We start from the raw sequence: 11,832 nt of genomic DNA, 5'->3' as shown, positions 1-11,832 counted from the left end.
GTCGACCCCGGTCGGCGGGGCCAGCCCGGTCCGGCGGCTGGTCAGCGGCCGGCGAGCAGGTCGGCGGCGGCGCGGGCGCCGGCCCGGGTGGCCCCGTGCGTGGCGACGTGCACCGCGCCGGTGACCAGCGCGGGCACCCCCAGTTCCACCACCACCGCGTCCGGCCGGGCGGCCAGCGCGCGGTCCACCGCGGCCCGCATCCAGTCGTGCCGGTGCAGGTCGCGCACCACCAGCACGACCGGCCGGTCGCTGGCGGCGGCGGTCGGGTCGGCGGGCACGGTGGCCTCGGCGTAGCGGACGGTGGTGGTGCCCGGCAGCAGGTCGGCCAGCGGGGCGCCCACGCCCCAGGGGGTCTCCGCGCCGATGGCGATGTTGCGCGGTGGCTCGAACTCCACCACGTACGCGGCGGCGGCCAGCGGCAGCGCGTCGCGACCGGCGGGGGTGGTGGTGACCCGCAGGGCCCGGCGGGCGGCGGCCAGCCCGACCGCCGAGCCCTCGGCGCCGGTGGCGGTCCGGAGCGGCCGGTCGGCGCGGGCGGCGACCGTCCAGGCGGCGAGCTGGCCGACCCGCTTGGCCGCCTCGGCGAGGCGCTCCTCGGGCAGCTCGCCGGAGACCACCGCGGCGACGATGGCGTCGCGCAGTTCCCGGGCGGCGCCCTCGTCGGCCCGTTCGCCGCCGATGCAGATCGCGTCGGCGCCGGCGGCGAGTGCGCGGACCGTCGCGCCGGCGAAGCCGTACCGGTCGGCGACCGCGCGCATCTCGACCGCGTCGGTGACCACCACGCCGCTGAAGCCCAGCTCGTCGCGGAGCAGGCCGCTGAGGATCCGGTCGCTGAGGGTGGCCGGCAGCTCCGGGTCCAGCGCGGGGACGAGCAGGTGACCGGTCATCACCGCCTGCACCCCGGCGGCCACGGCGGCCCGGAACGGGGCCAGTTCCACGGCGTCCAGCCGGGCCCGGTCGCCGGTGATCCGGGGCAGGTCGTGGTGGGAGTCGACGCGGGTGTCGCCGTGCCCGGGGAAGTGCTTGGCGCAGGCGGCCACCCCGCCGGCCTGCAACCCCCGGACCCAGGCGGCGGTGTGCCGGGCGACCAGGTCCGGCTCGGCGCCGAACGACCGGACGCCGATCACCGGGTTCGCCGGGTTGGAGTTGACGTCGGCGTCCGGGGCGTAGTCCAGGGTGATGCCGAGCCCGGCGAGTTCCCCGCCCAGGTCGCGGGCGACCTCCTCGGTCAGCGCCGGGTCGTCGACCGCGCCGAGGGCGTGGTTGCCCGGACGGGAGCTGCCCAGCCTTGACTCGATCCGGGTGACGTCGCCGGCCTCCTCGTCGATCGCGACGATGACGTCCGGCCGCTCGGCGCGCAGGGTGGCGGTGAGCGCGGCGACCTGCGCCGGGTCGACCACGTTGCGGGCGAAGAGCACCACCGAGCCGAGGCCCTCGCCGAGCCAGCGGCAGATCCAGGCGGGCGGGGTGGTGCCGACGAATCCGGGCTGCAGGACGGCGGAGGCCAGTGCCGCCAGGTTGCCCGTTCGCTCGATCATGCAGCCCCCCGTACCCCCGTCGCACCGCCCGTGGCGGCCCCGCCACCGGCGGCGGTGCTGCCATGGTCACATCGGTCGGTCAAATAGTCAATAAACCTTACAGTTGCCCTCCGGCCGTCGGCTGGGGAGAGTGCGGGGATGGATCCCGCGCTGCTGGCCGACGCGACGAGCCCGGCCGACGTCCCCGGCGTACGCCTGCTCGGCGTGGTGGTGGGCGGCCTGCTGCTGCTGGCCGCGATCCGGGCCATGTTCCGGCGCTGACCGCCGCCGCGGCGCCGCCGGGTGTGGCCGGCGGTCGCCGGGGTACCGGTTCCCTCGTTGACCAGTGCGTGGCGCGACCGCGACGCGGCGAGGGGGAACCATGAAGATCGGATACTTCCTGTCCTGTGAGGAGTTCACGCCGGCCGAGCTGCTGGAGCAGGCGCGCGGCGCCGAACGGGCCGGCTTCGAGGCTTTGTGGATCTCCGACCACTACCACCCGTGGGTGGACGCGCAGGGGCAGAGCCCCTTCGTCTGGTCGATGATCGGCGCGCTCAGCCAGGTCTGCCGGCTGCCGGTGACCACCGCTGTCACCTGCCCGACCGTGCGCGTCCACCCGGCGGTGCTCGCCCAGGCGGCGGCGACCAGCGCGGTGCTGCACTCCGGGCGGTTCGTGCTCGGCGTCGGCTCCGGCGAGGCGCTCAACGAGCACATCTTCGGCGACGCCTGGCCGCAGGCCGACGTGCGGCTGGAGATGCTGGAGGAGGCGGTCGCGGTGATGCGGGAGCTGTGGCGGGGCGGCTTCGTCAACCACCACGGCCGGCACTACACCGTCGAGCACGCCCGGATCTACACGCTGCCGGAGGCGCCGCCGAAGGTCTACGTCTCCGGCTTCGGCCCGAAGGCGGTCGACCTGGCGGCCCGGATCGGCGACGGCTACGTCAGCACCATGCCCGACGCCGAGCTGGTCCGGCGGTTCCGCGACGGCGGCGGGGGCGACAAGCCGTGCCAGGCCGGCTTCAAGGCGGCGTACGCGGACAGCGAGGAGGAGGGGATGCGCATCGCGTACGAGCGGTGGCCGAACGCCGGGGTGCCGGGCGAGCTGTCCCAGGTGCTGCCCTCGCCTCGGCACTTCGAGCAGGCCGCCCAACTGGTCCAGCCGGAGATGATGAAGGAGTCCTTCGTCTGCGGCAACAGCGCCGAGGCGCACCTGGAGATGATCGACCGGTACGCCAAGGCCGGCTTCGACGAGGTCTACGTGGCCAACACCGGCCCGAACTCGGCCGGCCTGTTCGACCTCTACCAGCGCGAGGTGCTCCCCCGGCTGCGCTGACCCGCCGCCACCCGGTCCCGGAACCCCGCCGGCGGGGTTCCGGGACCGCGCGCTTTCCGGGCTGCGTGACCGCCTGCCGCCGACGCCGCGCCGGCGGGCCGTCCGGCGTCCGTGCCCCCGGTTCCGGCCTGCCGCGCACGCCACACCGGGCCGGCGTTTCGCCGGTGATCAGCCCGGGTACCTCCGGCCCTCGATGAAGCTGACCACGCACTCGATGACGTTGCGCCGCGCGGCGCGCAACCTGTTCGGCTGGACCACGCTGCGGCCCAACCAGCTGGCCGCGATGCGCGCGGTGATGAAGCGACGCGACGCCCTGGTGGTGCTGCCCACCGGCGCCGGCAAGTCGGCGATCTACCAGATCCCGGCCAGCCTGATCCCCGGCCCGACGGTGGTGATCTCCCCGCTGCTGGCCCTGCAACAGGACCAGATCGCGGCGCTCAACGAACGGCAGCGGCCGGAGCTGCGCGCGGTGCGGATCAGCTCGGACGAGACGCCCGCCCAGCAGGCGGAGGCGATCACCGAGATCCGCGCGGGCCGGGCGGAGTTCCTCTTCATCACCCCGGAGCAGCTCGCCAACCCGGATCGGATGGCCGAGGTGCGGTCGCTGGGCCCGGGCCTGGTGGCGATCGACGAGGCACACTGCATCTCCGCCTGGGGCCACGACTTCCGCCCCGACTACCTGGCGCTCGGCCACCTCGTCGAGGGCATCGGCCGGCCGCCGGTGGTCGCGCTGACCGCCACCGCCTCCCCGCCGGTACGCGACGACATCGTCACCCGGCTGCGGCTGCGCGACCCGGAGGTGGTGGTCTCCGGGCTGGACCGGCCCAACCTGTTCCTGGAGGTCGCCCACTGCCCCACCGAGGACTACCGGTGGCGGCGGCTGCTCGCCCTGCTCCGCGACGACGAGCGGCCCGGGATCATCTACGTGCCCACCCGGCGGGCCGCCGAGGAGCTGGCCGGCCGGCTCACCGACGCCGGCTTCCCGTCGCAGTACTACCACGGCGGCATGCCGGCCGGCGCCCGCGCCGAGCTGCACGAGGCGTTCCTCGCCGACCGGGTGCCGATCATGGTGGCCACCTCGGCGTTCGGCATGGGCATCGACAAGCCGAACATCGCCTGGGTGGTCCACATGGCACTGCCCGACTCGCCGGACAGCTACTTCCAGGAGATCGGCCGGGCCGGCCGGGACGGCGAACCGGCCCGGGTGCTGCTGCTCTGGCAGGCCGAGGACGTCGGGCTGCAACGGTTCTTCACCGGCGGCCTGCCCGACACCACCGAGCTGCGGGACCTCGCCGCGCTGCTGCGGCGCAAACCCACCAGCAAGAAGGAGCTGCGCGAGCTGACCGGCCTCGGACCGCGCAAGCTCGGCCAGTACCTGGCCCTGCTGGAGCAGGTCGGCGCGGCCGAGCCGCGGGGCCGGCAGCGGATCGGCGCACCCCGCTACTCACCCACCCCGGTGGACGCGGCGGCGGCCGCGCTGGCCGAGGCGGAACGGCAGCAGAGCGTGACCCGGTCCCGGACCGACATGATGCGGGCCTTCGCCGAGACCACGGCGTGCCGGGGACAGACCCTGCTCGCCTACTTCGGCGAGCAGATGACCCAGGTGTGCGGGCACTGCGACAACTGCCACGCCGGCACCAGCACGCCGGACAACGGCGCGGTCGGGCCGTTCCCGGTGCACAGCCAGGTACGCCACCCGGAGTGGGGGCCCGGGCTGGTGCTCAGCTACGACGACGACCGGATGACGGTTCTCTTCGACGAGGTGGGGTACAAGACGCTGTCCGTCAGCGTGGTGTCCGAACAGGGCCTGCTGACCCTGGACTAGCCTGAGCCGGGCCCGTCGCCGGGCCCACGGACGTGAACGACGAGCAGGACAGGCGGAAGGGGCGTTGCCGTGATCGAGCAGCCGGCGTACACCGGTTTCGGTTTCTCCGACGAGGAGTGGGGGCTGCTGGTCGGCCTGCCGCAGTCGGTGCTGACCGCGGCGAGCGCCGCCGAGTCGGACGGCACCCGGCGCACCAGGGCCGAGAACGCGGCCGGGCTGGAGACCGTCTCGGCCGGCCGGGAGTCGGCCAGCCCGCTGGTCGCGGCGGTGGCCGGGGAGATCGTCACCCGGGTCGGCGACCCGGAGGCCGGCGAGGAGCTGCCGGTGATCGAGCCGGCCGACCCGCAGGCGATGATCGACGACGTGCTGGCCCGGGCCAAGGCGGCCGCCGCGCTGCTGGCCCAGCGGGTGGACGAGGGGCAGGCCGGGGCGTACAAGCACTGGCTGGTGGAGATCGCCGACCAGGTGGTGGGCGCGGCGTCCACCGGCGGCATCCTCGGCCTCGGCGGGGACGTGGTCAGCGACTCCGAGCGCCGGTTCCGGGACCGGCTCGCGCAGGTCCTCAACGACTGACCGGACGTACGACGGCGGCGCCGGACCGTGGGTCCGGCGCCGCCGTCGTGCCGTGCCTCAGCCGACCCGCCGCCGGAACAGCGCCGCGGCGAGTGCCATCGAGACCAGCAGGATGCCGAGGTACCAGGCCACCGCCCGAGCCGGCGCGGCGCCGGCCGGGGTGTCCAGCAGCAGCGCCCGCAGCGTCTCGATGACCGGGGTGACCGGCTGGTGGTCGGCGAACCCGCGCAGCCAGCCCGGCATCGTCTCCACCGGGACGAACGCGCTGCTCGGATACGGCAGGAACATCACCAGGAAGGTGAACCCGCTGGCCGCCTCGGGCGTGCGGGCCAGCAGCCCGAACGCCGCCGACAGCCAGGAGACGGCGAGCAGGAACAGCACCAGCACGCCGAGGGCGGCCAGCCAGTTCAGCGGGTCGCGGGCCGGCCGGAAGCCGATGGCGACCGCGACCGCGAGCACCAGCACGGTGGAGACCAGGTTGCGCGCCACGCTGGCCACCACGTGGCCGGCGAGGATCGCGGTGGCGCTGACGTCCATGGTGCGGAACCGCTCCACCACGCCGTTGGTGAGGTCGGTGGTCACGCTCACCGCCGTGCCGGCCGCGCCGAAGCCGGCGCAGAGCAGCAGCACGCCGGGGACCACGTAGGTGACGTACGCGGTGCCGGTGTCGATCGCGCCGCCGAACAGGTAGACGAAGAGCACCATCAGGATCACCGGCAGCAGCAGCGACGTGAGCAGCGCGTCGACGTTGCGCCGGGACAGCCGTACGCAGCGCCCGATCATCACGGGGGTGCCGGCGCGCCGCGCGGTCAGCTCAGACATGGGTGACCTCCCGGTCGGCGGTCACCGGTCGCCCGGTGAGGGTGAGGAAGACGTCGTCGAGGGTGGCGCTGCGGACGGTGAACGCGGCCACCGCCCGCCGGTCCGGGTCCACCTCGTCGAGCAGGTCGCGGATACCCGGCGCGCCGCCGTCGGTGGCCACCTCCAGTTCCCGCCGGGCCGGGTCCCGGTGCGTCACCCGGTCGCCGAGTCCCCGGTCGACCGCGGCGTAGCCGGCCGCGTCGCGCAGGGTCAGGTGCAGGCGCTGCGCCCCGTACCGGCGCTTCAGCTCGGCGGCGGTGCCCTCGGCGGCGAGCCGGCCGCCGTGCAGCACCGCGACCCGGTCGGCGAGCCGGTCGGCCTCCTCCAGGTACTGGGTGGTCAGCAGCACGGTCACCCCGGCCCCGGCGAGTTCGCCGACCACCTCCCAGAGCGCCTGCCGGCTGCGCAGGTCCAGCCCGATGGTCGGCTCGTCGAGGAAGATCACCGAGGGTTCGCCGACCAGGCTGGCGGCCAGGTCGAGCCGGCGGCGCATCCCGCCGGAGTAGGTGGCCACCCGGCGGCCGGCCGCGTCGACCAGGTCGAACCGCTCCAGCAGTTCGCCCGCGCGGCGGCGGGCGGCGGCCCGGCTGCACCCGGTCAGCCGGGCCATCATCTCCAGGTTCTCCCGGCCGGTCTGGCCGTCGTCGACGGCCGCGTGCTGGCCGGCGAGGCTGATCACCCGCCGTACCCGCCGCTGGTCACGGACCACGTCGTGCCCGTCCACCCGGGCGGTGCCGCCGTCGGGCGCGATCAGGGTGGCCAGGATCCGCACGGTCGTGGTCTTGCCCGCGCCGTTCGGGCCGAGCAGCGCGTGGACGGTGCCCCGGGCGACCCGCATGGTCAGCCGGTCGAGTACGGCGACGCCGCCGTACGACTTGCACAGGTCGACGGTCTCCACCGCCGGAGGCGCTGTCATGTCTCACCCTCCGTGTTCTGCGTATGGCATACGCTTTAATGCGTAGACCATACGCAGAAGCTAGGATGACGGTCAACCCCGGACCGAGAGGTGAGGATGAGCGACTCCGACGTCGACCTGCCCGAGAGCATCGAGCTCGCCTGGGGCCTGCGGGAACGCCCCGGCAAGGGGCCGAAGCGGAGCCTCACCCTGGAGCAGGTGCTGGCCGCCGGCATCCGGGTCGCCGAGGCCGACGGCCTCGCCGCGGTGTCGATGAGCCGGGTGGCGGGCGAACTGGGTGTGGCGACCATGTCGCTCTACCGCTACGTGCCGGCCAAGCACGACCTGCTCGAACTGATGGCCGACGCCGCGTACGGGCCACCGCCGGAGGTCCGCCGGCCGGACGAGGGCTGGCGGCCGGCGCTGGCCCGGTGGGCCGCCGGCAACATCGCCGCCATCCACCGCCACCCGTGGATCCGGCACGTGCCGGTCGGCGGCCCGCCGATGGGCCCGAACGGGGTGCGCTGGCTGGAGCACGGGCTGGCCGCGCTGCGCGGCACCGGACTGCGCGCCGACGAGCGCGTCTCCACCGTCATGCTGGTCAGCGGGTACGCCCGCAACTGGGCGAGCCTCACCGCCGACATCACCGAGGCGGCGGCCCGGGCCGGGCAGAGCGCCGAGGAGTTGGGGGTGCGCTACTGGCAGCGGCTGGAGCGGCTCACCCGGGGCGGCTCCTACCCGGAGATCCGGCAACTGCTCACCGAGTCGGTGGTCGAGAACGCCGAGGAGTTCGACGCCGAGTGGCGGTTCGGCCTGGACCGGCTGCTCGACGGCGTCGAGGTCCTCGTCGCGGGCCGGGCCGCCGGCTGAGTCCCGGCCGCCCGGCTGGCCCGGCCCGACGGGTTGCACGAGAATGTGCCGGGACCAGGCGAGGAGATCGGCATGGCGGCGCTTCAGGTGGAGATGGTGGACACCACCGTGGTGCCACCCGCCGACCGCTTCCCGCTGTTCGTGGAGCTCGCCGGTCGGGCCTCCGCGCCGGTCGCCCTCACCAGCGACCACGCCGACGACTTCCGCGGCCGGGCCCGGACGGTCGGCCTGGGCGGTGTCGCGATCACCCGGTTCCGGTACCAGTCGCTGGTGGGCCGCCGGACCCCCCGGCTCATCCGCCAGGCGGACCCGGAGGTCTTCCAGGTCGCCCTGACCACCAGTGGGCGGTCGTCGATCAGCGCCGACCGGCGCGGGGCGGCGATACCGGTCGGCGACTTCACCCTGATCGACTGGGGCCGGCCGCACACGCTGGAACACGCCGGAGCGGCCGGCGGGGACGCCCCGGCCGGCGCGGTCACCGCCGTCGTCCCGCGTACGCTGCTGCCGCTCGACCCGGACCGGGTGGCCCACCTCACCGCGGCCCGGATGTCCGGCTCGGACGGCCCCGGCCTGCTCCTGGCCCGGCACCTGCACCACGTCACCGGGCATCCCGAGCAGTTCCGGCCCGGCGACGCGCCCTACCTGGCCGAGGTCACCGTGAGCCTGGTCTCCGCCCTGCTGGCCCGCCACCTCGACGTCGAGGACCGGCTGCCGGTGGAGGTCCGCCAGCGGGCGCTGCTGAGCCAGGTCCGCGACTTCATCGAGCGGCACCTCGACGACCCCGCGCTCGGTCCGCAACTGGTCGCCGACGCCCACCACGTCTCGCTCCGCACGCTGCACCGGCTCTTCCAGGCCGAGGACGAGACGGTGGCCGGCCTGATCCGCAGCCGCCGGCTGCACCGGTGCCGGCGCGAACTGACCGATCCGCTGCTGCGCCAGCAGCCGGTCCACCTCATCGCCCGGCGCTGGGGCTTCGCCGACAAGGCGCACTTCAGCCGGAGCTTCCGGGCCGCGTACGGGCTGAGCCCGCGGGCCTACCGGGAGGCGCACGGAGGCGGGTCCCCGCCTCCGGGCTGACCCCCGACGGCACGGATGGTCAACAGCGGCGCCGGCCGGCCGGGAGCGGACGGACCGGGCGTGGACAATGAGGTGCCGCGACGGGGAGGGAGTGCGGATGCTGCACCAGAGCACTGTCGACACCACGCACGTGCCGCCGGCCGACCGGTTCGGCGTGTGGCTCGACCTGATCGCACGCTCCACCGCACCGCTGCGGATCCGCACCGAGCACGCCCACGACTTCCCGGCCCGGGCCGAGTTCATCGAGCTGGGGCCGATCCAGCTGGCCACGTACCGGTACCCCTCGCTGGAGGCCACCCGCACCCGCAAGCTGGTCCGCCAGTCCGATCCGGAGTGCTACCTGCTGGCGCTGACCGTCGACGGCGAGAGCGCGGCCGGCCAGGCCGGCCGGCGCAGCGCCCTGCGCCCGGGCGAGTTCACCTTCTACGACGGCTCACGCCCGCACGACGTCAGCCACCACGGCGCCGACGACGGCCTGCGGCCGGCGAGTTCGACGGTGGCGATCATCCCGCACAGCGCGCTGCCGCTGACCCCGCAGCGGCTGACCCCGCTGCTCGGGGGCCGGATGTCCGGCACCGACGGGATCGGCGCGCTGCTGGCCCAGTACCTGCTCCAGGTGGCCACCCACCCGGAGCAGTACCACGCCAGCGACGCCGCCCGGCTCGGCACGATCGGGCTCGACCTGGCGTCCACCATGCTCGGCCGGCACCTGGTGGCCGAGGATGCCATCCCCGCCGAGGCGCGCCGCCGGGCGCTGCTCACCCAGATCCAGGCGTACGTCCAGCGGCACCTCGGCGACGCGACGCTGAGCCCCCAGGTGATCGCGGACGCCCACCACATCTCGCTGCGGACGCTGCACCGGCTCTTCGAGGCCGAGGAGTCCACGGTCGCCGGGTACGTGCGCGACCTGCGGCTGGCCCGCTGCCGACACGACCTGCTCGACCCGGCCCTGCGCCAGCACCCGATCCAGGCCATCGCGGCGCGCTGGGGGTTCCCCGACAAGGCCCACTTCAGCCGGGTGTTCCGGGCCGCCCACGGGATGTCGCCGCAGACCTGGCGCAGCTCGCGGACCGAGCCGGCACGGATCGTCAACCGCTCGGCGTCCGCGGTCAACTCGGACCCGGCAGACTGAGCCCCGACGCGGTCGACCCACCGGCGCTGCCGCCGGGCGCGGTCGCCCGCGAACGGGGGCCGTGGCGAGGCGCCCGCCGTCCGTGGCGGCGGCGGGCGGCCGCCCGGTGTCCGTCCGGAAGGACGTCCTGACCCCGGCTCCGCCGCGCCTCCCCCAGGACCGCCGGCGGAGCCGGTCAGGCCTCCTCGAGCAGCTCCAGCACCACCCGCTCGGCCTCCTCGCGTGGGGCGTCCGGGTCCACCGGCGCCATCACGCCGTCGTGGTAGAGGTCGACCACCCGCGGGTCGACGTAGGAGGTGCGGGCCACCGTCGGGGTGTTGCCGAGCAGCTCGGCGACCTCCCGCATCACCCCGGCCACCGCCCGCCTGCGGGCGGTCGCGGACCGCTGCGCCCCGGCCGTGGCGAGCTGGGTCGCCGCCAGCACGGTGGCGTGCCAGGTCCGGAAGTCCTTCGCGGTCATCTCCCCGCCACTGGCGTCGCGCAGGTAGTCGTTGACCTCGTCGCTGCGTACGTCGCGCCAGTCCCGGCCGTCCCAGTAGCCGAAGAGCCGGTCCGCCCGCCGCCGCCGGCGGCGCAGGTTGGTCAGCACCCGGCACAGCTCCGGGTCCTCGATGCGGCGGACCTGCTCGATGCCGCCCTTGGCCGGGAACTCGAAGACCACGCAGCCACCCCGGGACCGGGCGTGCTCCGGGCGCAGGGTGGCCACCCCGAAGGTGGGGTCGTCACCGGCCGCGTACTGGTCGCTGCCGACCCGGAACATGCCCATGTCCAGCAGCCGGGTGACGGTGGCCAGCACCCGGTCCCGGCACAGGCCCCGGCAGTGAAGGTCCTCCGTCACCCGCTTGCGCAGCACCGGCAGCCGGCGGGCCACCTCCAGCACGTGGTCGAACTTCGCCTCGTCCCGCTTCTGCCGCCAGACCGGGTGGTAGAGGTACTGCTTGCGCCCGGCCGCGTCGATGCCGGTGGCCTGGATGTGCCCGTTGGGGTACGGCGAGATCCAGACGTCCTGCCAGGCCGGCGGGATGACCAGCTCACGCAGCCGGGCCAGCTGGTCGGGGTCACGGACCGGCTCGCCGGCCGGGTCGACGAAGAGCCAGCCCTTGCCGCGCCGGCGACGCCCGTACCCCGGCCTGCCCGGATCACTACGCCGCAACCGCACCGGAGACCCGCACCGCCCGTTCCACCTCGGCCACGGCGGCCAGCACCTCATCGACGCCGATGGCCGCCAACGTCGGGTGGCTTCCTACCCCGTCCCAGCCCGGGTTATCCCTGCTCGCGGCCCAGATCACCCGGTGCCACGGCCGGCCCGGCGGCGGCCCCCACCGGGCCGGGGACACCGGGCCGAAGAGCACCACCGACGCGGTGCGGTAGCCGGTGGCGAGGTGCGCCACGCCGGTGTCACCGCTGACCACCAGCCGGGCGTACGCGACCAGCGCGGCGAGGTCGCCGAGGTCGGTCTCGCCGGCCAGCACCGCGTCGGCGGGCAACCCGGCGAGCCGCGCGACCCGCTCGGCGACGCTCCGCTCGCCGGCGCTGCCGGTCACCACCACCCGGTGCCCGCGGTCGGCCAGCGCGCGGGCCAGCGCGGCGAACCGCTCGGGCGGCCACCGCTTCGCCACCACCTTGGAGCCCGGGTGCAGCACGGTGACGCCGGTCGGGATGCCGTCGGGTGGGGGGCGGTGCAGGTGCAGGTCGGTGCGGTCGGTGGGGATGTCGTACCAGGCGAGTAGGCGGCACCAGCGGTCGATT

The 11,832-nt window shown here is 75.1% G+C and carries 12 protein-coding genes; 7 read left to right on the top strand and 5 right to left on the bottom strand.

Annotated elements, in window-relative coordinates:
- Window positions 1-41: 41 nt before the first annotated feature.
- A complete protein-coding gene (locus SM577_RS20550) occupies window positions 42-1,538 on the bottom strand; it encodes a glycoside hydrolase family 3 protein (RefSeq protein ID WP_474587746.1) in 1,497 nt (498 codons plus the stop codon).
- Window positions 1,539-1,676: 138 nt separating this feature from the next.
- Between SM577_RS20550 and SM577_RS20545 the strand changes: the two genes are divergently transcribed.
- From SM577_RS20545 to SM577_RS20530, 4 genes are all read left to right on the top strand, one after another.
- Entirely contained in the window at window positions 1,677-1,799 is a 123-nt protein-coding gene (locus SM577_RS20545; protein WP_255562330.1) for a hypothetical protein, read from the top strand.
- A 100-nt stretch (window positions 1,800-1,899) separates the two neighbouring features.
- The gene (locus tag SM577_RS20540) at window positions 1,900-2,850 is read left to right on the top strand and encodes a TIGR03557 family F420-dependent LLM class oxidoreductase (RefSeq protein WP_302921040.1); all 951 of its coding nucleotides are present in this window, start codon (window positions 1,900-1,902) and stop codon (window positions 2,848-2,850) included.
- Window positions 2,851-3,043: 193 nt separating this feature from the next.
- Window positions 3,044-4,675, top strand: a complete 1,632-nt coding sequence (locus SM577_RS20535; protein WP_302921039.1) for a RecQ family ATP-dependent DNA helicase — start codon at window positions 3,044-3,046, stop codon at window positions 4,673-4,675.
- 69 nt (window positions 4,676-4,744) lie between these two features.
- The gene (locus SM577_RS20530) at window positions 4,745-5,248 is read left to right on the top strand and encodes a hypothetical protein (RefSeq protein WP_474582310.1); all 504 of its coding nucleotides are present in this window, start codon (window positions 4,745-4,747) and stop codon (window positions 5,246-5,248) included.
- 57 nt (window positions 5,249-5,305) lie between these two features.
- On the opposite strand, the gene SM577_RS20525 is transcribed toward SM577_RS20530, so the two are convergent.
- Together SM577_RS20525 and SM577_RS20520 are read right to left on the bottom strand one after the other, a co-directional pair.
- Complete coding sequence (locus SM577_RS20525) at window positions 5,306-6,070, bottom strand: ABC transporter permease (RefSeq protein WP_474587745.1); 765 nt, start codon at window positions 6,068-6,070, stop codon at window positions 5,306-5,308.
- Window positions 6,063-7,025 (bottom strand): ATP-binding cassette domain-containing protein, encoded by a 963-nt coding sequence (locus SM577_RS20520; protein WP_474587744.1) that lies wholly within the window; start codon window positions 7,023-7,025, stop codon window positions 6,063-6,065. The genes SM577_RS20525 and SM577_RS20520 overlap by 8 nt, the downstream gene beginning before the upstream one ends.
- Window positions 7,026-7,121: 96 nt before the next feature.
- Here SM577_RS20520 and SM577_RS20515 point away from each other — a divergent pair, with 96 nt between their 5' ends.
- The 3 genes from SM577_RS20515 to SM577_RS20505 all read left to right on the top strand — a co-directional run bounded on the left by SM577_RS20515 (window position 7,122) and on the right by SM577_RS20505 (window position 10,083).
- A complete protein-coding gene (locus SM577_RS20515) occupies window positions 7,122-7,874 on the top strand; it encodes a TetR/AcrR family transcriptional regulator (RefSeq protein ID WP_302921034.1) in 753 nt (250 codons plus the stop codon).
- A gap of 72 nt (window positions 7,875-7,946) precedes the next feature.
- Window positions 7,947-8,951 (top strand): AraC-like ligand-binding domain-containing protein, encoded by a 1,005-nt coding sequence (locus SM577_RS20510; protein WP_474582314.1) that lies wholly within the window; start codon window positions 7,947-7,949, stop codon window positions 8,949-8,951.
- Window positions 8,952-9,048: 97 nt separating this feature from the next.
- A complete protein-coding gene (locus SM577_RS20505) occupies window positions 9,049-10,083 on the top strand; it encodes an AraC-like ligand-binding domain-containing protein (RefSeq protein WP_302921032.1) in 1,035 nt (344 codons plus the stop codon).
- A 175-nt stretch (window positions 10,084-10,258) separates the two neighbouring features.
- Here the strand turns inward: SM577_RS20505 and SM577_RS20500 are convergent, their stop codons facing one another.
- Together SM577_RS20500 and SM577_RS20495 are read right to left on the bottom strand one after the other, a co-directional pair.
- On the bottom strand, window positions 10,259-11,242 hold the full coding sequence (locus SM577_RS20500; protein WP_474587743.1) for a DNA topoisomerase IB: 984 nt from the start codon (window positions 11,240-11,242) through the stop codon (window positions 10,259-10,261).
- The coding region (locus SM577_RS20495) for a glycosyltransferase family 9 protein (protein WP_474587742.1) at window positions 11,226-11,832 on the bottom strand (607 nt) is incomplete at its 5' end. The genes SM577_RS20500 and SM577_RS20495, both read right to left, overlap by 17 nt.

It is taken from the genome of Micromonospora desertarenae (assembly GCF_056150265.1).
The sequence above is the reverse complement of the archived record's forward strand: the minus strand, read 5'-3'. Positions and strand labels throughout refer to the sequence as shown.